Here is a 24,432-nt window from a genome sequence, read left to right on the forward strand (position 1 = left end):
ATCTCAGCCCCTTACTTCTTCTTGGCTTCTTTACGACGGACGACTTCATCCGCGTAACGAACGCCTTTGCCCTTGTAAGGCTCAGGACGACGGAAGTCACGGATCTCCGCAGCCACCTGACCCACCAGTTGCTTGTCGATACCCTTGATCAGGATCTCGGTCTGGTTAGGGGTTTCAGCCACGACGCCTGCCGGCAGTTCGTAGTCGATCGGGTGAGAGAAGCCCAGCGCGAGGTTCAGCACCTGACCTTTGGCCTGGGCCTTGTAGCCTACGCCGACCAGTTGCAGCTTGCGCTCGAAGCCTTGGCTGACGCCGATGACCATGTTGTTGACCAGAGCACGAGTGGTGCCGGCCATGGCCTTGTTCTGCTGATCGCCGTTACGAGCGGCGAAACGCAGTTCGGAGCCTTCCTGGATCACTTCTACGGAAGAGTGAACGTTCAGTTCCAGAGCGCCCTTGGCACCCTTGACCGAAAGCTGCTGACCGGCGAGTTTGACCTCGACACCGGCAGGCAGCACAACGGGGTTCTTAGCAACGCGAGACATGCTTATCCCCCCTTAGAACACGGTGCAGAGCACTTCGCCGCCGACACCGGCAGCGCGCGCAGCGCGATCCGTCATCACACCTTTGTTGGTGGAGACGATGGAAACACCGAGACCGCCGCGTACCTTCGGCAGGTCATCGACGGATTTGTATTGACGAAGGCCGGGACGGCTCACGCGCTTGACTTCCTCGATGACCGGACGGCCTTCGAAGTACTTCAGCTCGATGGACAGCTGCGGCTTGGCTTCGCCATTGACTTCATAACCCGCAATGTAACCTTCGTCCTTCAGAACCTTGGCTACAGCCACCTTCAGAGTGGAAGACGGCATGCTTACGACGGACTTTTCAGCCATCTGGGCATTACGGATACGAGTTAGCATGTCCGCTAACGGGTCCTGCATACTCATGGGCTAGACGCTCCTGATACAAAAAGAACAGCCCGAGGGCTGTGGGATCATCCAAAAGCTCGGCATGGAAATACCAGGCTCAGGAGAGCCGGACATTCTAGAGACCGATCAAAAATGAAGCAAGCCCCAAAAGGGGCTTGTTCATATAAAGACAAAGCCGGCACTAGGCCGGCTTCGCTTTTTTACTGCTACTTACCAGCTGGCTTTCACCAGGCCCGGTACGTCACCACGCATGGCGGCTTCGCGCAGTTTGTTACGCGACAGACCGAACTTGCGGTAAACGCCGTGCGGACGGCCGGTGATGCGGCAACGGTTACGCAGGCGCGAGGCGCTGGCGTCACGCGGCTGCTTCTGCAGAGCGACCTGAGCTTCCCAACGAGCTTCCGGAGTGGAGTTCGGGTTGGCGATGATCGCTTTCAGCTCGGCACGCTTCTTGGCGTACTTGGCAACCGTTTGCTGACGCTTCAGCTCGCGGTTTTTCATGCTTGTCTTGGCCATTGTCCAGACTCCGATCAGTTGCGGAACGGGAAGTTGAAAGCACGCAGCAGAGCGCGGCCTTCATCATCGTTACGGGCAGTGGTAGTCAGGGTGATGTCCAGACCACGCAGCGCATCGATCTTGTCGTAATCGATTTCCGGGAAGATGATCTGCTCTTTCACGCCCATGCTGTAGTTGCCACGGCCATCGAAGGACTTGGCATTCAGGCCGCGGAAGTCACGCACGCGCGGCAGGGAGATGGACAGCAGACGATCCAGGAACTCGTACATACGCTCGCGACGCAGAGTGACCTTGACGCCAATCGGCCAACCTTCACGAACCTTGAAACCTGCGATCGACTTGCGGGCATGAGTCACCACGACTTTCTGACCGGTGATCTTCTCGAGGTCGGCAACAGCGTTCTCGATGACTTTCTTGTCACCGATCGCTTCGCCCAGGCCCATGTTCAGGGTGATCTTGGTGATGCGCGGAACTTCCATCACGTTGGCCAGCTTCAGTTCTTCCTTCAGCTTGGGCGCGATTTCCTTCCGGTAAATCTCTTTCAGTCGTGCCATGGTATTTACCTACGGATTCTCAAGCGCCAACCGGCTTCTGGGTGGACTTGAAGACACGAATTTTCTTGCCGTCTTCGATCTTGAAGCCAACGCGATCAGCCTTGTTGGTTTCAGAGTTGAAGATGGCAACGTTGGAAGCGTGCAGCGGCGCTTCTTTCTCGACGATACCGCCTTGAACGCCCGACATCGGGTTCGGCTTGGTATGACGCTTCACCAGGTTGATGCCACCGACGACCAGACGGTCGTCAGCGAGAACCTTGAGCACCTTACCGCGCTTACCTTTGTCTTTGCCGGCGATCACGATGATCTCGTCGTCACGACGAATCTTTTGCATGTCGGATCTCCTTAAAGCACTTCAGGGGCGAGCGAGACGATCTTCATGAACTTCTCGGAACGCAGTTCACGGGTCACCGGCCCGAAGATACGGGTACCGATCGGCTCTTGCTTGTTGTTCAGCAGAACAGCAGCGTTGCCGTCGAAGCGAATGATCGAGCCATCGGCACGGCGAACGCCGTGACGGGTACGAACGACCACTGCGGTCATGACCTGACCTTTCTTCACTTTGCCGCGCGGAATTGCTTCCTTGACGGTGACCTTGATGATGTCGCCGATGCCGGCGTAGCGACGATGCGAGCCGCCCAGCACCTTGATGCACATAACACGACGTGCACCGCTGTTGTCAGCCACATCGAGCATGGATTGAGTCTGAATCATAAAATTTCTCCGACCCTTAGCTCTTAGACTTCGACGGCGCGTTCAACGACTTCAACCAGAGCCCAGGACTTGGTCTTGGACTGCGGGCGGGTTTCGCGAATGGAAACCTTGTCGCCGATCTTGCACTGGTTGCTTTCGTCGTGAGCGTGCAGCTTGGTCGAACGCTTGACGTATTTACCGTAGATCGGGTGCTTGACGCGACGCTCGATCAGAACGGTGATGGTCTTGTCCATCTTGTCGCTGACAACACGGCCGGTCAGCGTACGGACTGTTTTTTCAACTTCGGCCATGATCACTTACCTGCCTGCTGGCTGAGGACAGTCTTGACGCGAGCGATGTCGCGCTTCACTTGCGAGAGCAGGTGAGACTGCCCCAGCTGGCCAGTCGCCTTCTGCATACGCAGATTGAACTGGTCGCGCAGCAGCTCGAGCAGTTGCTCGTTCAGCTGTTGTGCGCTTTTTTCACGAAGTTCGGTCGCTTTCATCACATCACCGTCCGCTTAACAAAGGTGGTGGCGAGCGGCAGCTTTGCAGCAGCCAGGGCAAATGCCTCGCGCGCCAGCTCTTCGGATACGCCTTCGATCTCGTACAGGACCTTGCCTGGCTGGATCTGGGCTACCCAGTATTCAACGCCACCCTTACCTTTACCCATACGCACTTCGAGAGGCTTCTTGGTAACCGGCTTGTCCGGGAAGACGCGGATCCAGATCTTGCCGCCACGCTTAACGTGACGGGTCAGAGCACGACGAGCGGACTCGATCTGACGAGCGGTGAGACGACCGCGGGCGACAGACTTCAGCGCGAACTCGCCGAAGCTGACCTTGCTACCGCGCTGAGCCAGACCACGGTTGTGGCCGGTCATCTGCTTGCGGAACTTCGTACGCTTTGGTTGCAACATGATGCGTACTCCTTATTTCTTAGCAGCTTTACGAGGAGCGGGCGCTTGCGGCTTCAGCTCTTCAGTGCGGCCACCGATGACCTCACCCTTGAAGATCCAAACCTTGACGCCGATCACACCGTAAGTGGTGTGCGCTTCGTAGGTGGCGTAATCGATATCGGCACGCAGGGTGTGCAGAGGCACACGACCTTCGCGATACCACTCGGTACGGGCAATTTCAGCGCCGCCAAGACGACCGCTCACCTGGATCTTGATGCCCTTGGCACCAATGCGCATGGCGTTCTGTACAGCGCGCTTCATGGCGCGACGGAACATAACGCGACGCTCCAGCTGCTGAGCTACGCTCTGCGCAACCAGCATACCGTCGAGCTCCGGCTTGCGGATCTCTTCGATGTTGATGTGCACCGGCACACCCATTTGCTTGGTCAGGTCCTGACGCAGCTTCTCAACATCTTCACCTTTCTTGCCGATCACGATGCCGGGACGAGCGGTGTGGATGGTGATGCGTGCGGTTTGAGCCGGACGAGCGATGTCGATACGGCTAACGGACGCGCTTTTTAGTTTGTCTTGCAGGTATGCACGAACCTTCAGGTCGGCGTTCAGGTAGTCGGCGTAATTGCGACCATCTGCGTACCAGACCGAGGTGTGATCCTTGACGATTCCCAGGCGGATGCCAACGGGATGTACTTTCTGACCCATCTGATCGACTCCGTTACTTGTCCGCAACCTTGACAGTGATATGGCAAGACCGCTTGACGATGCGATCAGCACGGCCCTTGGCACGCGGCATGATGCGCTTAAGCGAACGCCCTTCGTTGACGAAAACGGTGCTGACCTTCAGGTCATCAACGTCTGCGCCTTCGTTGTGCTCGGCGTTGGCAACGGCCGACTCCAGCACTTTCTTCATGATCTCGGCGGCTTTCTTGCTGCTGAAAGCCAGCAGGTTGAGCGCTTCGCCCACCTTCTTCCCGCGGATCTGGTCGGCGACCAGGCGAGCTTTCTGGGCGGAGATGCGAGCGCCCGACAACTTAGCGGCTACTTCCATTTCCAAACCCCTTAACGCTTGCCTTTCTTGTCGGCAACGTGACCACGATAGGTACGGGTGCCGGCAAATTCGCCCAGTTTGTGGCCGACCATGTCTTCGTTCACGAGGACCGGGACATGCTGACGACCGTTATGCACAGCGATGGTCAGACCGACCATCTGCGGCAGGATCATGGAACGACGCGACCAGGTTTTAACCGGCTTGCGATCGTTCTTTTCCACCGCCGCTTCGACCTTCTTCAGTAGGTGAAGATCGATAAAAGGACCTTTTTTCAGAGAACGTGGCACTGTCGTATCCCTCTATTTACTTGCGACGACGGACGATCATGTTGTCGGTGCGCTTGTTAGCACGGGTCTTCGCGCCCTTGGTCGGGAAGCCCCATGGCGACACCGGATGACGACCACCGGAGGTACGACCTTCACCACCACCGTGCGGGTGATCAACCGGGTTCATGGCAACACCACGAACGGTCGGACGAACGCCACGCCAGCGCTTGGCACCAGCCTTACCCAGCGAACGCAGGCTGTGCTCGGAGTTCGAGACTTCGCCCAGGGTCGCACGGCACTCAGCCAGGACTTTGCGCATTTCGCCGGAGCGCAGACGCAGAGTCACATAAGCACCTTCACGCGCGATCAGCTGAGCGGAAGCACCAGCGGAACGAGCAATCTGCGCGCCTTTGCCCGGCTTCAGCTCGATACCGTGAACGGTCGAACCTACCGGAATGTTGCGCAGCTGCAGGCTGTTGCCCGGCTTGATCGGCGCCATGTTGCCGGCTACCAGCTGATCGCCAGCTACAACGCCTTTCGGGGCGATGATGTAGCGACGCTCACCGTCGGCATACTTCAGCAGAGCGATGTGAGCAGTACGGTTCGGATCGTATTCCACGCGCTCGACAGTGGCAGGGATGCCATCCTTGTCGTTGCGACGGAAGTCGACCAGACGGTAATGCTGCTTGTGGCCACCACCGATATGACGGGTGGTGATACGGCCGTTGTTGTTACGACCACCGGACTTCGACTTCTTCTCGAGCAGCGGAGCGTACGGAGCGCCTTTGTGCAGCTCCTGATTGACCACCTTGACCACAAAACGGCGGCCAGCGGAAGTCGGTTTGCATTTAACGATTGCCATGATGCACCCCTTCCTTACTCAGCACTGCTGGTGAAATCGAGTTCTTGGCCCGGCTGAAGGGAGATAACTGCCTTCTTCCAGTCGTTACGCTTGCCCAGACCGCGAGCGGTGCGCTTGCTCTTGCCCAGAACGTTCTGGGTAGTAACGCGCTCAACCTTCACGTTGAACAGGCTTTCGACGGCCTTCTTGATTTCCAGCTTGGTCGCATCGGTAGCGACTTTGAAAACGAACTGACCTTGCTTGTCAGCCAGAACCGTGGCCTTCTCGGAGATGTGCGGGCCAAGCAGCACTTTGAATACGCGTTCCTGGTTCATCCCAGCAGCTCCTCGAATTTCTTCACGGCCGAAACAGTGACCAGCACTTTTTCGTACGCGATCAGGCTGACCGGATCGGAACCCTGGACGTCACGTACGTCGACGTGCGGCAGGTTGCGGGCAGCCAGGTACAGGTTCTGATCGACCGCATCGGATACGATCAGCACATCGTTCAGACCCAGGCCGTTCAGCTTGCTCAGCAGAGCCTTGGTTTTCGGAGCTTCGACAGCGAAGTCTTCAACCACTACCAGACGGTCGGTACGAACCAGCTCAGCAAGGATGGAGCGCAGAGCAGCGCGGTACATCTTCTTGTTCAGCTTTTGGTCGTGATTACGGGTGGACGCTGCGAAGGTCACACCACCGCCACGCCAGATCGGACCACGAGTGGTACCAGCACGAGCACGACCGGTGCCCTTCTGACGCCACGGGCGCTTGCCGCCACCGGAAACGTCGGAACGGGACTTCTGGCCTTTGGTGCCCTGACGGCCGCCAGCCATGTAGGCTACGACTGCTTGGTGAACCAGGGTCTCGTTGAACTCGCCACCGAAGGTCGCATCGGACACTTCGATCGCCTGAGCGCCATTTACATTCAATTGCATCTCAGATTCTCCCCTTACGCCTTGACAGCCGGACGAACGATAACGTCGCCGCCAGTAGCGCCCGGAACGGCACCCTTGACCAGCAGCAGATTACGCTCGGCGTCTACGCGAACGACTTCCAGGGACTGTACGGTCACGCGCTCAGCGCCCATATGACCGGACATCTTTTTGCCCTTGAATACACGACCCGGGGTCTGGCACTGGCCGATGGAACCCGGTACACGGTGAGAAACGGAGTTACCGTGAGTGTTGTCCTGGCCGCGGAAGTTCCAACGCTTGATGGTACCGGCAAAGCCTTTACCTTTGGACTGACCGGTGACATCCACCAGTTGACCAGCTTGGAAAATTTCAGCGTTGATCAGATCGCCAGCCTGGTAGTCGCCTTCTTCAAGACGGAACTCCATAACAGTGCGACCTGCCGCGACGTTCGCCTTGGCGAAGTGACCGGCCTGAGCCTTGCTGACGCGCGAGGCGCGACGCTCACCGACAGTGACCTGCACTGCGCGGTAGCCATCGGACTCCTCGTTTTTGAACTGGGTGACGCGATTCGGCTCGATCTCGATGACCGTGACCGGAATGGAGACACCTTCTTCGGTGAAAATGCGGGTCATGCCGCACTTACGACCGACTACACCAATAGTCATGTTGTAAACCTCATGAGTGTACGGGGCTTTCACCCGCTATGGCCGCCCATTTCAGAGCGTTACACGACTAAAACCGCCAGGTTTTAGCCGAGGCTGATCTGCACTTCCACGCCTGCCGCAAGGTCGAGCTTCATCAGCGCGTCAACGGTTTTATCCGTCGGCTGGACGATGTCCAGAACACGCTTATGAGTGCGGATTTCGTACTGATCACGCGCGTCTTTGTTGACGTGCGGAGAAATCAGAACGGTGTACCGCTCCTTACGAGTAGGCAGAGGAATCGGACCACGCACCTGAGCACCAGTACGTTTCGCGGTTTCCACGATTTCCTGGGTAGATTGATCGATCAGGCGATGGTCAAAAGCCTTCAACCGAATACGGATTTGTTGGTTTTGCATTTTGACCTCAGATTCCAAGCTGCTAATCCCCACAGACGGACTACGCCCGCTCGAGGGAGGCGCAATTGTACGGATGCCCCCTGGGGGTGTCAACTTTTAACCAGTTCAAAAGAAAAGGGCCCCGAAGGGCCCTTTTCTCTCAAGCGGATCGTCGATTACTCGATGATCTTGGCAACCACGCCGGCACCGACGGTACGACCGCCTTCGCGGATCGCGAAACGCAGGCCGTCTTCCATGGCGATCGGCTTGATCAGGGTAACAACCATCTTGATGTTGTCGCCCGGCATTACCATCTCAACGCCTTCCGGCAGTTCGCACGAACCGGTCACGTCAGTGGTACGGAAGTAGAACTGCGGACGGTAGCCCTTGAAGAACGGGGTGTGACGACCACCTTCTTCCTTGGACAGCACGTACACTTCAGCTTCGAACTTGGTGTGCGGCTTGATGATGCCCGGCTTGGCCAGAACCTGACCACGCTCGACTTCATCACGCTTGGTGCCGCGCAGCAGCACGCCGCAGTTCTCACCAGCACGACCTTCGTCCAGCAGCTTGCGGAACATCTCAACGCCGGTGCAGGTGGTCTTGGTGGTCGGACGCAGACCAACGATTTCGATTTCTTCCTGGATTTTGACGATACCGCGCTCGACACGACCGGTTACTACAGTACCGCGGCCGGAGATCGAGAACACGTCTTCGATCGGCATCAGGAACGGACGATCGATGGCACGAACCGGCTCAGGAATGTAGGTATCCAGAGTCTCAACCAGCTTCTTGACGGCACTGGTGCCCAGCTCGTTGGTGTCTTCGCCGTTCAGCGCCATCAGCGCGGAGCCGATGATGATCGGAGTGTCGTCACCCGGGAAATCGTAGGTGCTCAGCAGGTCGCGAACTTCCATCTCGACCAGCTCCAGCAGCTCGGCGTCGTCAACCATGTCAGCCTTGTTCAGGAAGACAACGATGTACGGAACGCCAACCTGACGGGACAGCAGGATGTGCTCACGGGTTTGCGGCATGGGGCCGTCGGCAGCCGAGCAGACCAGGATCGCGCCGTCCATCTGGGCAGCACCGGTGATCATGTTCTTCACGTAGTCGGCGTGGCCCGGGCAGTCAACGTGCGCGTAGTGACGAATGTTGGAGTCGTACTCTACGTGCGCGGTGTTGATGGTGATACCACGAGCTTTTTCTTCCGGAGCGCTGTCGATCTTGTCGAAGTCAACACGAGCCGAACCGAATACTTCGGAGCAGACGCGGGTCAGAGCAGCGGTCAGAGTGGTCTTACCGTGGTCAACGTGACCGATGGTGCCGACGTTGACGTGCGGTTTGTTACGTTCGAATTTTTCCTTAGCCACGACAGTAAACCTCTTACTTAAAGGGCGGGATTAGCCTTGTTTTTTAACCAGAGCTTCGACGATGTTCGACGGAGCCTCTGCGTACTTGGAGAATTCCATGGAGTAGCTGGCGCGACCCTGGGACATGGAACGAACGTCGGTAGCGTAACCAAACATCTCGCCCAGCGGAACTTCGGCACGGATAACCTTACCGGATACCGAATCTTCCATACCCTGGATCAGACCACGACGACGGTTCAGGTCACCCATCACGTCACCCATGTAATCCTCAGGAGTTACCACTTCCACCTTCATGATCGGCTCGAGCACCTTGCCGCCGCCCTTCTGGGCCAGCTGCTTGGTCGCCATGGAGGCAGCGATCTTGAACGCCATCTCGTTGGAGTCGACGTCGTGGTAGGAACCATCGAACACGGTCGCCTTCAGGCCGATCAGCGGATAACCGGCAACGACGCCGTTCTTCATCTGCTCTTCGATACCCTTCTGGATCGCCGGGATGTATTCCTTCGGAACCACACCACCCACAACCTCGTTGGTGAACACCAGGCCTTCGGTGATGTTGCCCTTGTCGTCCACGTCCGGAGCCGAGAAGCGGATCCAGCAGTGACCGAACTGACCGCGACCACCGGACTGACGAACGAACTTGCCTTCGATCTCGACGCTGTCCTTGGTGATGGTTTCACGGTAGGAAACCTGCGGCTTACCGATGTTGGCCTCGACGTTGAACTCGCGCTTCATGCGGTCAACGAGGATGTCCAGGTGCAGCTCACCCATACCGGAGATGATGGTCTGACCAGTCTCTTCGTCGGTCTTGACGCGGAACGACGGGTCTTCCTGAGCCAGTTTGCCCAGAGCGATACCCATCTTCTCCTGGTCGGCCTTGGTCTTCGGCTCTACAGCTACCGAGATGACCGGCTCCGGGAAGTCCATACGCTCGAGGATGATCGGCTTGTCCGGATCGCACAGGGTTTCACCAGTGGTGACGTCCTTCATGCCGATCAGAGCAGCGATGTCGCCAGCGCGTACCTCTTTGATCTCGTCACGCTGGTTGGCGTGCATCTGCACCATACGACCAACGCGCTCTTTCTTGCCTTTCACGGAGTTGATGACCGACTGGCCAGACTCCAGAACGCCCGAGTAAACGCGAACGAAGGTCAGGGTACCAACGAACGGGTCGGTAGCGATCTTGAACGCCAGAGCCGAGAACGGCTCGTTGTCGTCTGCATGACGCTCGTCGTAGTCGGACTCTTCCATCTGCTCTTTCGGCTTGTCAGCCAGATCAGGGTGAATACCCTTGATCGCCGGAATTTCGGTCGGAGCAGGCAGGAAGTCGATGACGGCATCGAGAACCAGGGGAACACCCTTGTTCTTGAAGGAGGAGCCACAGACAGCCGGCACGATCTCGCTCGCCAGAGTACGGGCGCGCAGACCGGCCTTGATGTCCTCGGCCGACAGGTCACCTTCTTCCAGGTACTTGTTCATCAGCTCTTCGCTGGCTTCGGCAGCTGCCTCGACCATGTTGGAGCGCCACTCGTTGGCCAGGTCTACCAGCTCGGCAGGAATTTCTTCCTCACGGTAGGTAGTACCCTTGTCATCGTCGTTCCAGTAGATGGCCTTCATCTTGATCAGGTCGACCTGACCTTCGAAGTTCTCTTCGGCACCGATGGCGATCTGGATCGGAACCGGGGTGTGACCCAGACGGTTCTTGATCTGACCGACGACGCGCAGGAAGTTGGCACCGGCACGGTCCATCTTGTTCACGTAGACGATACGCGGAACACCGTACTTGTTGGCCTGACGCCATACGGTTTCGGACTGCGGCTCAACGCCCGAGGTACCGCAGAACACAACGACAGCGCCGTCGAGTACGCGCAGGGAGCGCTCTACTTCGATGGTGAAGTCAACGTGACCGGGGGTATCGATGACGTTTACGCGGTACTTGTCGTACTGACGACGAGAACCTTCCCAGAAGGTGGTGATCGCAGCAGAAGTAATGGTGATACCACGCTCCTGCTCCTGAACCATCCAGTCGGTGGTCGCGGCGCCATCATGCACCTCGCCCATCTTGTGGCTCAGGCCTGTGTAGAACAGGATCCGCTCGGTAGTGGTGGTCTTGCCCGCGTCAACGTGGGCACAGATACCGATGTTACGGTAGCGGTTAATTGCTGTATTACGAGCCATAAAGCCCTCGCAAGGTTAGTGGAGCCGGAATTAGAAGCGGTAGTGCGAGAAAGCCTTGTTGGCCTCGGCCATACGGTGCACGTCTTCACGCTTCTTGACAGCAGCGCCTTTGCCTTCAGCAGCATCCAGCAGCTCACCAGCCAGACGCAGAGCCATGGACTTCTCGCCGCGCTTGCGCGCGTAGTCCACCAGCCAGCGCATGGCCAGGGCGTTACGACGGGACGGACGAACTTCGACCGGAACCTGGTAGGTAGCACCGCCTACACGGCGGGACTTGACTTCGACCAGCGGAGCGATGGCGTCGAGAGCTTTCTCGAAGATCTCCAGGGGATCGCTGTTCTTGCGTGCTTTGACAGTGTCCAGAGCACCGTAAACGATGCGCTCGGCCACGGCCTTCTTGCCGCTTTCCATCACGTGGTTCATGAATTTGGCGAGGATCTGGCTTCCGTATTTCGGATCGTCCAGGATCTCACGCTTGGCTGCTACACGACGTCTTGGCATTGATAAGCCCTCAAACGGTCTTCAGGTTAGCTCGGGACCAACGGCGAACGCCGCGCCCGACCTTACTCTTATCGACTCAACTAAATAAAAAGGATCAAGCGGCCTTATTTCGGACGCTTGGTACCGTACTTGGAACGACCCTGCTTACGGTCTTTGACGCCGGAGGTATCCAGCGAACCACGCACGGTGTGGTAGCGCACACCCGGAAGGTCCTTTACACGACCGCCACGGATCAGCACGACGCTGTGCTCTTGCAGGTTGTGGCCTTCACCGCCGATGTACGAAGACACTTCGTAGCCGTTGGTCAGACGCACACGGCACACTTTACGCAGTGCCGAGTTAGGTTTCTTCGGCGTGGTGGTGTACACGCGGGTGCACACGCCACGGCGCTGCGGGCAGTTCTGCAGCGCAGGCACGTCGGATTTCTCGACGATACGCTTACGCGGCTGACGTACCAGCTGGTTGATAGTTGCCATCTACTAGCTCCACTGTTGTCTTTCGACGCTCACAAATAAAGATGGCAGAGCCAAACGCCCTGCCAAATTTAGGGGTGCATGAGTCTAAAGAGACTCACGCCCCCAGTCAAGGCAAAGCCCCGCTAGCGAACTAGCGAGGCTTCGACTCAATTTCCGCTGGAGTTCAGCGCTTCGGTCAGTGCGGCTTCCACCTCACTGGCGCTGACACGTACCGGCTTGTCGGCATCACGCTTGCGCTTGCGCTCGCTGTGATAGGCCAGACCGGTACCGGCCGGGATCAGACGACCCACGACCACGTTCTCTTTCAGACCACGCAGGTAGTCGCGCTTGCCAGTGACCGCCGCCTCGGTGAGGACGCGGGTGGTTTCCTGGAAGGACGCTGCCGAGATGAAGGACTCGGTGGACAGCGACGCCTTGGTGATACCCAGCAGTACGCGGGTGTACTTGGCGACGAACTTGTCCTCTTCGGCCAGACGCTCGTTCTCGCCCAGAACCTGGGTGAGTTCCATCTGGTCGCCCTTGATGAAGGACGAATCGCCGGACTCGGTGACTTCAACCTTACGCAGCATCTGACGCAGGATGGTCTCGATGTGCTTGTCGTTGATCTTCACGCCCTGCAGACGGTAAACGTCCTGGATCTCGTTGACGATGTACTTGGCCAGCGCGCTGACACCCAGCAGACGCAGGATGTCGTGCGGATCGCTCGGGCCGTCGGAGATGACTTCGCCGCGGTTCACTTGTTCGCCCTCGAAGACGTTCAGGTGACGCCACTTCGGAATCAGCTCCTCGTACGGATCGCTGCCATCGGTCGGGGTGATGACCAGACGGCGCTTGCCCTTGGTCTCCTTGCCGAAGCTGATGGTGCCGCTGATTTCCGCCAGGATCGAAGCTTCCTTCGGACGACGAGCTTCGAACAGATCGGCAACGCGCGGCAGACCACCGGTGATGTCGCGAGTCTTCGAGGTTTCCTGCGGGATACGGGCGATAACGTCACCGACCGCGATCTGCGCACCGTCCGCCACGCCGACCAGGGCGTTGGCAGGCAGGAAGTACTGGGCGGGAACGTCGGTACCCGGCAGCAGCAGTTCCTTGCCGTTGGCGTCGACCATCTTGATGGCCGGACGAATGTCCTTGCCAGCAGCCGGACGATCCTTCGGATCGAGAACCTCGATGTTGGTCAGACCGGTGAGTTCGTCGGTCTGACGCTTGATGGTGATGCCCTCCTCCATGCCGACGAAGGTCACGATACCCTTCATTTCGGTCACGATCGGGTGGGTGTGCGGGTCCCACTTGGCGACGATGGCGCCAGCGTCGACCTTGTCACCTTCCTTCACGGAGATCACGGCACCGTACGGCAGCTTGTAGCGCTCGCGCTCACGACCGAACTCGTCGGCCACGGCCAGCTCGCCGGAGCGGGAAACCGCTACCAGGTTGCCGTCGACACGCTCGACGTGCTTCAGGTTGTGCAGACGGATCGCACCACCGTTCTTCACCTGGACGCTGTCGGCAGCCGAGGTACGGCTTGCAGCACCACCGATGTGGAAGGTACGCATGGTCAGCTGGGTACCCGGCTCACCGATGGACTGGGCGGCGATGACGCCGACCGCTTCACCGATGTTGACCTGGTGACCGCGAGCCAGGTCGCGACCGTAGCACTTGGCGCAGATGCCGTAGCGGGTTTCGCAGGTGATCGGCGAACGCACGACCACTTCGTCGACGCTGTTGAGCTCGATGAACTCGACCCACTTCTCGTCGATCAGGGTGCCGGCCGGAACGATGACGTCCTCGGTGCCCGGCTTGAACACGTCCTTGGCAATCACACGGCCCAGTACGCGCTCACCCAGCGGCTCGACGACGTCACCACCTTCGATGTGCGGGGTCATCAGCAGGCCCTGCTCGGTGCCGCAATCGATCTCGGTCACCACCAGATCCTGGGCCACGTCGACCAGACGACGGGTCAGGTAACCGGAGTTCGCGGTCTTCAGTGCGGTATCCGCCAGACCCTTACGAGCACCGTGGGTGGAGATGAAGTACTGCAGAACCGACAGACCTTCGCGGAAGTTCGCGGTGATCGGCGTCTCGATGATGGAGCCGTCCGGCTTGGCCATCAGGCCACGCATACCGGCCAGCTGACGGATCTGGGCGGCGCTACCACGCGCACCGGAGTCCGCCATCATGTACATGGAGTTGAAGGACTCCTGCTCGACGGTCTTGCCTTCGCGATCGACAACCGGCTCTTTCGAGAGGTTGGCCATCATCGCCTTGGACACTTCGTCGTTGGCCTTCGACCAGAGGTCGATCACCTTGTTGTACTTCTCGCCCTGGGTGACCAGGCCGGAGGCGTACTGCGACTCGATTTCCTTCACTTCCTCGGTGGCGGCGTCGATGATGCGCGCCTTTTCTTCCGGGATGACGAAGTCGTTCACGCCGATCGACACACCGGAGATGGTCGAGTAGGCGAAACCGGTGTACATCAGCTGGTCAGCGAAGATGACGGTGTCCTTCAGACCCACGGTGCGGTAGCACTGGTTGATCAGCTTGGAGATCGCCTTCTTCTTCATCGGCTGGTTGACCACGTCGTAGGACAGGCCCGCCGGCACGATCTGGAACAGCAGCGCACGGCCGACGGTGGTGTCGACGATACGGGTGTTCTTGGTGATCGAACCGTCTTTTTCTTTGACGGTTTCGTTGATACGCACTTTCACGCGGGCGTGCAGGGACGCTTCGCCGGCGCGGAACACGCGGTCGACTTCCTGCAGGTCGGCGAAGACGCGACCTTCACCCTTGGCGTTCACCGCTTCACGGGTCATGTAGTACAGACCCAGTACCACGTCCTGCGACGGCACGATGATCGGCTCGCCGTTGGCGGGCGAGAGGATGTTGTTGGTCGACATCATCAGCGCGCGCGCTTCGAGCTGGGCTTCCAGGGTCAGCGGCACGTGAACGGCCATCTGGTCACCGTCGAAGTCGGCGTTGTACGCGGCGCAGACCAGCGGGTGCAGCTGAATCGCCTTACCTTCGATCAGTACCGGCTCGAACGCCTGGATACCCAGACGGTGCAGGGTCGGTGCGCGGTTGAGCAGGACGGGGTGTTCGCGGATCACTTCAGCGAGAACGTCCCAGACCTCCGGCAGCTCGCGCTCGACCATCTTCTTGGCGGCCTTAATAGTGGTCGCCAGACCACGCATTTCCAGCTTGCCGAAGATGAACGGCTTGAACAGTTCCAGGGCCATCTTCTTCGGCAGACCGCACTGGTGCAGACGCAGGGTCGGGCCCACGGTGATCACGGAACGACCGGAGTAGTCCACGCGCTTACCGAGCAGGTTCTGACGGAAGCGACCTTGCTTACCTTTGATCATGTCGGCCAGCGACTTCAGCGGACGCTTGTTCGAGCCGGTGATGGCGCGACCGCGACGGCCGTTGTCGAGCAGGGCGTCGACCGCTTCCTGCAGCATGCGCTTTTCGTTGCGCACGATGATGTCCGGCGCCGACAGATCGAGCAGGCGCTTCAGACGGTTGTTACGGTTGATCACGCGGCGATACAGATCGTTCAGGTCCGAAGTCGCGAAGCGGCCGCCATCCAGCGGTACCAGCGGACGCAGGTCCGGCGGCAGCACCGGCAGAACGGTCAGCACCATCCACTCCGGCAGGTTGCCGGAGTCCTTGAAGGCTTCCATCAGCTTCAGGCGCTTGGACAGCTTCTTGATCTTGGTCTCGGAGTTGGTCTGCGGAATCTCTTCACGCAGGCGGCCGATCTCGTGATCCAGGTCGATGGCGTGCAGCAGCTCGCGGACGGCCTCGGCGCCCATGCGCGCGTCGAAGTCGTCACCGAACTCTTCGAGGGCTTCGAAGTACTGCTCGTCGTTCAGCAGCTGGCCCTTCTCGAGGGTGGTCATGCCCGGATCGATCACCACGTAGCTCTCGAAATAGAGCACGCGTTCGATGTCACGCAGGGTCATGTCCATCAGCAGGCCGATACGGGACGGCAGCGACTTGAGGAACCAGATGTGGGCAACCGGCGAGGCCAGTTCGATGTGCGCCATGCGCTCACGACGAACCTTGGCCAGGGCCACTTCAACGCCGCACTTCTCGCAGATCACGCCGCGGTGCTTGAGGCGCTTGTACTTGCCGCACAGGCACTCGTAGTCCTTGACCGGGCCAAAGATCTTGGCGCAGAACAGGCCGTCGCGCTCAGGCTTGAAGGTACGGTAGTTGATGGTTTCCGGCTTTTTAACTTCACCGAACGACCACGAACGGATCATCTCAGGCGAGGCCAACCCGATGCGGATGGCGTCGAACTCTTCGATCTGACCCTGGTTTTTCAGCAAATTCAGTAGGTCTTTCAAGGCCTTTCCTCCTGGCGGAGCGGGCAGCGAGCTGGACTAGCCCCGCTGCCGATTCACGTCGTGTTATTCGGTTTCCAGATCGATGTCGATGCCGAGCGAACGGATCTCTTTGATCAGTACGTTGAAGGACTCGGGCATGCCCGGCTCCATACGGTGATCGCCATCCACGATGTTCTTGTACATCTTGGTACGGCCGTTCACGTCGTCCGACTTCACGGTCAGCATTTCCTGCAGGGTGTAGGCGGCGCCGTAGGCTTCCAGCGCCCAGACCTCCATCTCCCCGAAGCGCTGACCACCGAACTGCGCCTTACCACCCAGCGGCTGCTGAGTAACCAGGCTGTAGGAACCAGTGGAACGCGCGTGCATCTTGTCGTCCACCAGGTGGTTCAGTTTCAGCATGTACATGTAGCCGACGGTGGTCGGGCGCTCGAACTGGTTACCGGTACGACCGTCGAACAGGCGCATCTGGCCGCTTTCCGGCAGATCGGCCAGCTTCAGCATGGCCTTGATCTCGGTTTCCTTGGCGCCGTCGAACACGGCAGTCGCCATCGGTACACCGCCTTTGAGGTTCTTCGCCAGCTCGAGGATCTCGGTATCGGAGAACTCGTCGAGGTTTTCCTGACGACCACCGATCTCGTTGTAGATCTCGGCGAGGAACTTGCGCAGTTCGGCAACCTTGCGCTGCTCTTCGAGCATGCGGTTGATCTTCTCGCCCAGGCCCTTGGCCGCGAGGCCCAGGTGGGTTTCGAGGATCTGACCGACGTTCATACGCGACGGTACGCCCAGCGGGTTCAGGACGATGTCCACCGGCGTGCCGTTGGCGTCGTGCGGCATGTCTTCGACCGGCATGATCACCGAGACCACACCCTTGTTACCGTGACGACCGGCCATCTTGTCACCCGGCTGGATGCGACGGCGGATGGCCAGGTAGACCTTGACGATCTTCAGCACGCCCGGCGCCAGGTCATCGCCCTGCTGCAGCTTGCGCTTCTTGTCTTCGAACTTGTCGTCGAGCATCTGACGGCGGTCGGAGATGTAGGCCTGGGCCTTCTCCAGCTGCTCGTTCAGGGCGTCGTCGGCCATGCGCAGTTTGAACCACTGGCCACGCTCGAGACCGTCGAGGAACTCGTCGGTGATCGCGGTGCCTTTCTTCAGACCCGCGCCGCCTTCGGCGATCGCGCCAACCAGAGCCGAACGCAGACGCTCGAAGGTCGCGCCTTCGACGATGCGGAACTCTTCGTTGAGGTCCTTGCGGATCTCGTCCAGCTGCTGCTTCTCGATGGCCAGGGCGCGGCTGTCGCGCTCGACGCCATCACGGGTGAAGACCTGCACGTCGATGACGGTGCCCTTGGTGCCGGTCGGCACGCGCAGGGAGGTGTCCTTCACGTCGGACGCCTTCTCACCGAAGATCGCACGCAGCAGTTTTTCTTCCGGAGTCAGCTGGGTCTCGCCTTTCGGGGTGACCTTACCGACCAGGATGTCGCCCGGACCAACTTCGGCGCCGACGTAGACGATACCGGCTTCGTCCAGCTTGTTCAGAGCCGCTTCACCCACGTTCGGGATGTCAGAGGAGATTTCCTCTGGGCCGAGCTTGGTGTCACGCGCCACACAGGTCAGTTCCTGGATGTGGATGGTGGTGAAGCGGTCTTCCTGAACCACGCGCTCGGACAGGCAGATGGAGTCTTCGAAGTTGAAGCCGTTCCACGGCATGAACGCAACGCGCATGTTCTGACCCAGCGCAAGTTCACCCATGTCGGTGGACGGGCCGTCAGCCATGATGTCGCCACGCGCTACCTGATCACCCTTGCTCACCAGCGGACGCTGGTTGATGCAGGTGTTCTGGTTGGAGCGGGTGTATTTGGTCAGGTTGTAGATGTCGACACCGGCTTCGCCAGTCTCGACTTCGTCGTCGTTGACGCGAACCACGATACGGCTGGCATCGACCGAGTCGATCACGCCGCCACGACGGGCCACGACGCAGACGCCGGAGTCACGGGCGACGTTGCGCTCCATGCCGGTACCTACCAGCGGCTTGTCGGCGCGCAGGGTCGGAACAGCCTGACGCTGCATGTTCGAACCCATGAGTGCACGGTTGGCGTCGTCGTGCTCGAGGAACGGAATCAGCGAGGCGGCAACCGAGACTACCTGCTTCGGCGATACGTCCATCAGGGTGACGTCTTCCGGCGCCTTGACGGTGAATTCGTTCAGGTGACGTACGGCTACCAGCTCGTCGACCAGCTCACCCTTGTCGTTCAGGGTGGCGGACGCCTGGGCGATCACGTGATCGGCTTCTTCGATGGCGGACAGGAACACGATCTCGTCGGTGACCTTGCCTTCCTTGACCACGCGGTACGGGCTCTCCAGGAAGCCGTACTGGTTGGTGCGGGCGTAGGCAGCCAGCGAGTTGATCAGACCGATGTTCGGACCTTCAGGGGTTTCGATCGGGCACACACGGCCGTAGTGGGTCGGGTGTACGTCGCGGACTTCGAAGCCGGCGCGCTCACGGGTCAGACCGCCCGGACCGAGTGCGGAGACGCGGCGCTTGTGGGTGATCTCGGAGAGCGGGTTGTTCTGGTCCATGAACTGCGAGAGCTGGCTGGAACCGAAGAACTCCTTCACCGCCGCCGCAACCGGCTTGGCGTTGATCAGGTCCTGCGGCATCAGGCCTTCGCTTTCGGCCATGGACAGACGTTCCTTGACCGCGCGCTCGACGCGCACCAGACCAACGCGGAACTGGTTCTCGGCCATCTCGCCGACGCAACGCACGCGACGGTTACCCAGGTGGTCGATGTCGTCGACGATGCCCTTGCCGTTACGGATGTCGACCAGGGTCTTGAGTACGGCAACGATGTCTTCCTTGCTCAGCACGCCCGAACCTTCGATCTCGGTGCGACCGATACGACGGTTGAACTTCATGCGGCCCACGGCGGACAGGTCGTAACGCTCGGCGCTGAAGAACAGGTTGTTGAACAGGGTCTCGGCAGCGTCCTTGGTTGGCGGCTCGCCGGGACGCATCATGCGGTAGATCTCGACCAGCGCTTCCAGCTGATTGGTGGTGCTGTCGATCTTCAGGGTATCGGAGATGAACGGACCGCAATCGATGTCGTTGGTGTACAGGGTCTCGAAGCGAACGACGTTGGCCTTGGCCATCTTGGCCAGCAGGTCGGCGGTCAGCTCGGTGTTGCACTCGGCGATGATCTCGCCGGTAGCCGGGTGCACGATGGCCTTGGCAGTGGTACGGCCAATGACGTAATCGAGCGGAACTTCCAGCTCCTTGATGCCAGCCTTGTCCAGCTGGTTGATGTGGCGAGCCGTGATACGACGGCCCTGCTCCACGATCACCTTGCCGCTGGCGTCCTTGATGTCCAGAACCGCGACTTCGCCACGCAGACGCTGAGGCACCAGCTCCAGGCTCAGGCTCTCGTTCTTAACGTGGAACACGTTGGTGTCGTAGAAGGCATCCAGCACCTCTTCGGTGCTGTAGCCGAGCGCGCGCAGCAGGACGGACGCCGGCAGTTTGCGGCGACGGTCGATACGCACGAATACCGCGTCCTTCGGATCGAACTCGAAGTCCAGCCAGGAACCGCGGTAGGGGATGATGCGAGCGGAGTACAGCAGCTTGCCCGAGCTGTGGGTCTTGCCACGGTCGTGGTCGAAGAACACGCCCGGCGAACGGTGCAGCTGGGAAACGATCACGCGCTCGGTACCGTTGATGACGAAGGTACCGTTCTCGGTCATGAGCGGAATTTCGCCCATGTACACTTCCTGCTCTTTGATGTCCTTGATCGCTTTGTTCGACGATTCTTTGTCGAAAATGATCAGACGTACTTTCACGCGCAGCGGCACGGCGAAGGTCACGCCACGCAGGACGCACTCCTTGACGTCGAACGCCGGCTCGCCCAGGCGATAGCCGACGTACTCCAGGGCGGCGTTGCCGGAGTAGCTGATGATCGGGAATACGGATTTGAAGGCCGCATGCAGGCCGATGTCACGGAACTGCTCCTTGCTCACCCCTTGCTGCAGGAATTCGCGATAGGAATCCAGCTGGATGGCCAGGAGGTAAGGCACATCCATGACATCCGGCAACTTGCTAAAGTCCTTGCGGATACGTTTTTTCTCAGTGTATGAGTAAGCCATCAGCGTTCCCCAGCTTGGTCACCTGCTTGTTTGGTCAGCGCCGGCGGCGATGACCAGAAAATCGTGCAAACCCTCGGTTTGCAACCGCCTCTCGGGCGGGATCTTTCCCGGCTCCAGGTCGGCTGACGAACAGCCAACCTAGAACGGAAAAAGGCCGGTGGCAAAAGCCACCAGCCGTCAGCCTTGTGCGAATCGCTCGGGCTGTAGACGCAAGGTGCGAACTTACTTGAGCTCGACCTTGGCGCCAGCTTCTTCCAGCTTCTTCTTGGCGTCTTCAGCAGCTTCTTTGGTCAGACCTTCAGCGATGACCTGAGGAGCGGTGTCGACCTTCTCCTTGGCTTCTTTCAGGCCCAGACCGGTCAGCTCGCGAACAGCCTTGATCACGTTCACTTTCTTGTCGCCGGCTTCAGCCAGGACAACGTTGAACTCGGTTTGCTCTTCAACAGCGGCAGCAGCGCCAGCAGCCGGGCCAGCGGCAACGGCAGCAGCAGCGGTAACGCCGAAGGTTTCTTCCATCGCCTTGATCAGCTCAACGATTTCCATAACGGATTTCTGGCCGATAGCTTCGATGATTTGCTCGTTAGTCAGAGACATGACTATCAATTCCTGTATTGGGGTGACGGCCTACGCGACCATCAAATTAAACGTTTGATTTCGAAAGGGCTCACGCCGCCTTAGGCAGCAGCAGCTTCTTTCTGGTCGCGAATGGCTGCCAGAGTGCGAGCGAGTTTGCTGGTGGCGCCTTGGATAACGCTCATCAGCTGGGCGATGCCCTCGTCGCGGGTCGGCAGGCTTGCCAGTACGTCGATCTGGTTTGCTGCGAGGTACTTGCCCTCGAACGCAGCTGCCTTGATCTCGAACTTGTCCTGACCCTTGGCGAACTCCTTGAACAGACGAGCAGCAGCGCCCGGGTGTTCGTTGGAGAAAGCGATCAGGGTCGGGCCTTTGAACACGTCGTTGAGCACGTCGAACTGAGTGCCTTCAACGGCGCGCTTGAGCAGGGTGTTACGCACGACTTTCACGTACACACCAGCTTCGCGGGCCTCTTTACGGAGTCCGGTCATTGCGCCGACAGTCACGCCACGGGCATCAGCCACGACAGCGGACAGACCGGCTTTGGCAGCCTCGTTGACTTCAGCGACGATGGCCTTCTTGTCTTCGAGTTTAATTGCCACGGGTTTACTCCTGGATTTTACCGTTTCGCCAAACCGAGGTTCGGCGGCGTTTTGGTGTCTGATTCGGTAACGAATCGGGAGCACCATCTGCGTAGGCCATCAGGCGAACCTGACATTTAAAACGTGAGTCACCTACGGTCTTGGATAGCCCCCGCCAGGCAGGGACCCCAATCTTTCAAAGCCGGCAGCACACGGCTGCCGGCCCAATCACTTACGCGTCGAGCGAAGCCTGATCGATGATCAGACCCGGACCCATGGTGGTGCTCAGGGTCACGCGCTTGACGTAGATACCTTTCGAGGTCGACGGCTTCAGACGCTTCAGGTCGGACAGCAGGGCTTCCACGTTCTGCTTCAGCGCGGCGGCTTCGAAGCCGACCTTGCCGACGGAGGTGTGGATGATGCCGTTCTTGTCGGTACGGAAACGCACCTGACCAGCCTTGGCGTTCTTCACGGCGGTAGCGACGTCCGGAGTCACGGTGCCGACTTTCGGGTTCGGCATCAGGCCGCGCGGACCCAGTACCTGGCCCAGCTGGCCAACGACGCGCATGGCGTCCGGGGAAGCGATGACCACGTCGTAGTTCAGATCGCCGGCCTTCATTTCGGCAGCCAGATCGTCCATACCAACCTTGTCGGCACCGGCAGCCAGGGCAGCTTCAGCGCCCGGACCCTGGGTGAACACGGCAACGCGTACGGTCTTGCCAGTGCCGTTCGGCAGAACGGTGGCGCCACGTACGACCTGGTCGGATTTACGCGGGTCTACGCCCAGGTTCACGGCGACGTCGAAGGACTCGGTGAACTTGACGGCAGACAGCTCGGCCAGCAGGCTGGCAGCTTCTTCGAAGGTGTAGGCCTTGCCGGCTTCAACCTTGGCCGCGATGGCCTTTTGGCGCTTGGTCAACTTAGCCATTACACACCCTCCACGTTCAGGCCCATGCTACGAGCGGAGCCGGCGATGGTGCGCACGGCCGCATCCAGGTCAGCGGCAGTCAGATCGGCCTGCTTGGTCTTGGCGATCTCTTCCAGCTGAGCACGGGTAACGGTGCCTACTTTGACGGTGTTCGGACGAGCGGAGCCGCTGGTCAGGCCAGCGGCCTTCTTCAGCAGTACCGATGCCGGGGTGCTCTTGGTTTCAAAGGTGAAGCTGCGGTCGCTGTAAACGGTGATGATCACAGGAGTCGGCAGACCAGGTTCCATGCCCTGAGTCTTGGCGTTGAACGCCTTGCAGAATTCCATGATGTTCACGCCGTGCTGACCCAGAGCGGGACCGACGGGTGGCGACGGGTTTGCCTGACCGGCTTTAACCTGCAGCTTGATATAAGCCTGAATCTTCTTAGCCATTAGCTACTCCAATTTCGGGTTCGAACGCCTGACGGCTCCCCGAGGTTACTTACGCATTTATCCCAGTGACGACAAAACCCCGCAGCCTAAGGCTGCGGGGTGAGGGATGCTTATGTCAGTTATGCCTTTTCGACCTGACTGAACTCCAGCTCGACCGGGGTGGAGCGACCGAAGATGGTCACAGCAACCTGGATGCGGCTCTTCTCGTAATTCACTTCTTCGACCACGCCACCGAAATCGGCGAACGGACCATCGACAACACGAACCATCTCGCCCGGCTCGAACAGCGTCTTCGGCTTGGGCTTGTCACCACTGTCGGCAACACGACGCAGGATGGCTTCGGCTTCTTTTTCGGTGATCGGCGCCGGCTTGTCGGCAGTGCCACCAATGAAACCCATGACGCGCGGCGTATCCTTGATCAAGTGCCAAGTCGCCTCGTTCATTTCCATCTGCACCAGAACATAGCCAGGGAAGAACTTGCGCTCACTCTTGCGCTTCTGACCATTGCGCATCTCGACCACTTCTTCAGTGGGAACGAGAATCTCACCGAAGTCATCTTCCATGCCAGCCAGCTTCACGCGCTCGATGAGCGAGCGCATGACATGCTTCTCGTAACCCGAGTAAGCATGCACGACGTACCAACGCTTAGCCACGAGACACCCTTAACCAACAATCAGGGAAACAAGCCAACCGAGCAGGGAATCGAGCCCCCACAGCAGCAGCGCCATTACCAGAACCACTGCAACCACGATCAGAGTGGTCTGCATGGTCTCCTGGCGGGTCGGCCAAACAACTTTACGAATCTCGACGCGCGCTTCTTTCAGCAGCACCGCAAAGGCCTGACCACGAGCAGTCTGAAATGCCACGAACGCAGCAACAGCAGCCAACGCCACCAGACCCAGAACACGATACAGAACCGGCTCAGCAGAGAAGTACTGATTACCCACGACACCCACAGCAACCAGGGCAGCGACAACCAGCCACTTGACCAGATCAAAGCGAGAGTCTTTGGCTTCAGCCTTAACATTCATTCGAGAGGATCCTGTGAAAGACACGCCAGATTCGTTAGAAAATGGCAGGTCAGGAGGGAATCGAACCCCCAACCTGCGGTTTTGGAGACCGCCGCTCTGCCAATTGAGCTACTGACCTAAAGCAAAATCAGGCCGACCATTATGCCGGCCCGAGAGGAACAGA

The 24,432-nt window shown here is 59.1% G+C and carries 29 protein-coding genes and 1 tRNA gene; all 30 read right to left on the reverse strand.

Annotation, left to right across the window (positions count from 1 at the left end):
- Nucleotides 1-11 precede the first annotated feature (11 nt).
- Nucleotides 12-545 (reverse strand): 50S ribosomal protein L6, encoded by a 534-nt coding sequence (gene rplF / locus L1F06_RS21460; protein WP_003243917.1) that lies wholly within the window; start codon nt 543-545, stop codon nt 12-14.
- Between the two features lie 12 nt (nt 546-557).
- Nucleotides 558-950 (reverse strand): 30S ribosomal protein S8, encoded by a 393-nt coding sequence (rpsH, locus tag L1F06_RS21465; RefSeq protein WP_003243915.1) that lies wholly within the window; start codon nt 948-950, stop codon nt 558-560.
- Nucleotides 951-1,142: 192 nt separating this feature from the next.
- Entirely contained in the window at nt 1,143-1,448 is a 306-nt protein-coding gene (gene rpsN, locus L1F06_RS21470; RefSeq protein ID WP_003243912.1) for a 30S ribosomal protein S14, read from the reverse strand.
- A gap of 14 nt (nt 1,449-1,462) precedes the next feature.
- Complete coding sequence (gene rplE, locus L1F06_RS21475) at nt 1,463-2,002, reverse strand: 50S ribosomal protein L5 (RefSeq protein ID WP_003243911.1); 540 nt, start codon at nt 2,000-2,002, stop codon at nt 1,463-1,465.
- Nucleotides 2,003-2,021: 19 nt separating this feature from the next.
- Nucleotides 2,022-2,336 carry a 50S ribosomal protein L24 gene (gene rplX, locus L1F06_RS21480; protein ID WP_003243909.1) on the reverse strand — a complete coding sequence of 105 codons (315 nt, stop codon included), beginning with the start codon at nt 2,334-2,336 and terminating at the stop codon, nt 2,022-2,024.
- An 11-nt stretch (nt 2,337-2,347) separates the two neighbouring features.
- A complete protein-coding gene (rplN, locus tag L1F06_RS21485) occupies nt 2,348-2,716 on the reverse strand; it encodes a 50S ribosomal protein L14 (protein ID WP_003243907.1) in 369 nt (122 codons plus the stop codon).
- A gap of 23 nt (nt 2,717-2,739) precedes the next feature.
- A complete protein-coding gene (gene rpsQ, locus L1F06_RS21490) occupies nt 2,740-3,006 on the reverse strand; it encodes a 30S ribosomal protein S17 (protein ID WP_003243904.1) in 267 nt (88 codons plus the stop codon).
- A gap of 2 nt (nt 3,007-3,008) precedes the next feature.
- Nucleotides 3,009-3,200: a 50S ribosomal protein L29 gene (gene rpmC / locus L1F06_RS21495; protein WP_003243902.1), complete on the reverse strand. Its 192-nt coding sequence runs from the start codon at nt 3,198-3,200 to the stop codon at nt 3,009-3,011.
- Nucleotides 3,200-3,613, reverse strand: coding sequence for a 50S ribosomal protein L16 (rplP, locus tag L1F06_RS21500; RefSeq protein WP_003243901.1), 414 nt, complete (start codon nt 3,611-3,613; stop codon nt 3,200-3,202). Before rplP ends, rpmC begins: the two co-directional genes overlap by 1 nt.
- Nucleotides 3,614-3,625: 12 nt before the next feature.
- Nucleotides 3,626-4,312, reverse strand: a complete 687-nt coding sequence (rpsC, locus tag L1F06_RS21505) for a 30S ribosomal protein S3 (protein ID WP_003243898.1) — start codon at nt 4,310-4,312, stop codon at nt 3,626-3,628.
- 13 nt (nt 4,313-4,325) lie between these two features.
- The gene (rplV, locus tag L1F06_RS21510; RefSeq protein ID WP_003103908.1) at nt 4,326-4,658 is read right to left on the reverse strand and encodes a 50S ribosomal protein L22; all 333 of its coding nucleotides are present in this window, start codon (nt 4,656-4,658) and stop codon (nt 4,326-4,328) included.
- A gap of 11 nt (nt 4,659-4,669) precedes the next feature.
- A complete protein-coding gene (rpsS, locus tag L1F06_RS21515) occupies nt 4,670-4,945 on the reverse strand; it encodes a 30S ribosomal protein S19 (protein ID WP_003243896.1) in 276 nt (91 codons plus the stop codon).
- Nucleotides 4,946-4,961: 16 nt separating this feature from the next.
- Complete coding sequence (rplB, locus tag L1F06_RS21520; protein ID WP_003243893.1) at nt 4,962-5,786, reverse strand: 50S ribosomal protein L2; 825 nt, start codon at nt 5,784-5,786, stop codon at nt 4,962-4,964.
- Between the two features lie 14 nt (nt 5,787-5,800).
- A complete protein-coding gene (rplW, locus tag L1F06_RS21525) occupies nt 5,801-6,100 on the reverse strand; it encodes a 50S ribosomal protein L23 (RefSeq protein WP_252576690.1) in 300 nt (99 codons plus the stop codon).
- Nucleotides 6,097-6,699 (reverse strand): 50S ribosomal protein L4, encoded by a 603-nt coding sequence (gene rplD / locus L1F06_RS21530; protein ID WP_003243889.1) that lies wholly within the window; start codon nt 6,697-6,699, stop codon nt 6,097-6,099. Before rplD ends, rplW begins: the two co-directional genes overlap by 4 nt.
- Before the next feature lie 14 nt (nt 6,700-6,713).
- Nucleotides 6,714-7,343, reverse strand: coding sequence for a 50S ribosomal protein L3 (gene rplC, locus L1F06_RS21535; protein WP_003243888.1), 630 nt, complete (start codon nt 7,341-7,343; stop codon nt 6,714-6,716).
- A gap of 83 nt (nt 7,344-7,426) precedes the next feature.
- Nucleotides 7,427-7,738: a 30S ribosomal protein S10 gene (rpsJ, locus tag L1F06_RS21540; RefSeq protein ID WP_003243886.1), complete on the reverse strand. Its 312-nt coding sequence runs from the start codon at nt 7,736-7,738 to the stop codon at nt 7,427-7,429.
- Between the two features lie 155 nt (nt 7,739-7,893).
- Nucleotides 7,894-9,087, reverse strand: a complete 1,194-nt coding sequence (tuf, locus tag L1F06_RS21545) for an elongation factor Tu (protein WP_252576691.1) — start codon at nt 9,085-9,087, stop codon at nt 7,894-7,896.
- 30 nt (nt 9,088-9,117) lie between these two features.
- Entirely contained in the window at nt 9,118-11,265 is a 2,148-nt protein-coding gene (gene fusA, locus L1F06_RS21550) for an elongation factor G (RefSeq protein ID WP_129484233.1), read from the reverse strand.
- A gap of 30 nt (nt 11,266-11,295) precedes the next feature.
- Nucleotides 11,296-11,766 carry a 30S ribosomal protein S7 gene (gene rpsG, locus L1F06_RS21555; RefSeq protein ID WP_003246741.1) on the reverse strand — a complete coding sequence of 157 codons (471 nt, stop codon included), beginning with the start codon at nt 11,764-11,766 and terminating at the stop codon, nt 11,296-11,298.
- Between the two features lie 104 nt (nt 11,767-11,870).
- Nucleotides 11,871-12,242, reverse strand: a complete 372-nt coding sequence (gene rpsL, locus L1F06_RS21560) for a 30S ribosomal protein S12 (RefSeq protein WP_004373429.1) — start codon at nt 12,240-12,242, stop codon at nt 11,871-11,873.
- A 146-nt stretch (nt 12,243-12,388) separates the two neighbouring features.
- Complete coding sequence (gene rpoC / locus L1F06_RS21565; protein ID WP_004373432.1) at nt 12,389-16,588, reverse strand: DNA-directed RNA polymerase subunit beta'; 4,200 nt, start codon at nt 16,586-16,588, stop codon at nt 12,389-12,391.
- A 63-nt stretch (nt 16,589-16,651) separates the two neighbouring features.
- Nucleotides 16,652-20,725: a DNA-directed RNA polymerase subunit beta gene (gene rpoB / locus L1F06_RS21570; protein WP_252576692.1), complete on the reverse strand. Its 4,074-nt coding sequence runs from the start codon at nt 20,723-20,725 to the stop codon at nt 16,652-16,654.
- Between the two features lie 222 nt (nt 20,726-20,947).
- On the reverse strand, nt 20,948-21,319 hold the full coding sequence (gene rplL, locus L1F06_RS21575) for a 50S ribosomal protein L7/L12 (protein WP_004373436.1): 372 nt from the start codon (nt 21,317-21,319) through the stop codon (nt 20,948-20,950).
- Nucleotides 21,320-21,399: 80 nt separating this feature from the next.
- Nucleotides 21,400-21,900 (reverse strand): 50S ribosomal protein L10, encoded by a 501-nt coding sequence (rplJ, locus tag L1F06_RS21580; protein WP_003463333.1) that lies wholly within the window; start codon nt 21,898-21,900, stop codon nt 21,400-21,402.
- Between the two features lie 211 nt (nt 21,901-22,111).
- Nucleotides 22,112-22,807: a 50S ribosomal protein L1 gene (gene rplA / locus L1F06_RS21585; protein ID WP_024309661.1), complete on the reverse strand. Its 696-nt coding sequence runs from the start codon at nt 22,805-22,807 to the stop codon at nt 22,112-22,114.
- Nucleotides 22,807-23,238 (reverse strand): 50S ribosomal protein L11, encoded by a 432-nt coding sequence (gene rplK, locus L1F06_RS21590; RefSeq protein WP_004373444.1) that lies wholly within the window; start codon nt 23,236-23,238, stop codon nt 22,807-22,809. Before rplK ends, rplA begins: the two co-directional genes overlap by 1 nt.
- A 119-nt stretch (nt 23,239-23,357) precedes the next feature.
- Nucleotides 23,358-23,891: a transcription termination/antitermination protein NusG gene (gene nusG, locus L1F06_RS21595; RefSeq protein WP_004373446.1), complete on the reverse strand. Its 534-nt coding sequence runs from the start codon at nt 23,889-23,891 to the stop codon at nt 23,358-23,360.
- Nucleotides 23,892-23,900: 9 nt separating this feature from the next.
- Nucleotides 23,901-24,269, reverse strand: a complete 369-nt coding sequence (secE, locus tag L1F06_RS21600; protein ID WP_004373448.1) for a preprotein translocase subunit SecE — start codon at nt 24,267-24,269, stop codon at nt 23,901-23,903.
- A 42-nt stretch (nt 24,270-24,311) separates the two neighbouring features.
- Nucleotides 24,312-24,387, reverse strand: a tRNA-Trp gene (locus L1F06_RS21605).
- Nucleotides 24,388-24,432: the final 45 nt, after the last annotated feature.

Origin of the sequence: Pseudomonas hydrolytica (assembly GCF_021495345.1) — a bacterium.
In the GTDB taxonomy this organism is placed as follows: Bacteria; Pseudomonadota; Gammaproteobacteria; order Pseudomonadales; family Pseudomonadaceae; genus Aquipseudomonas; species Aquipseudomonas hydrolytica.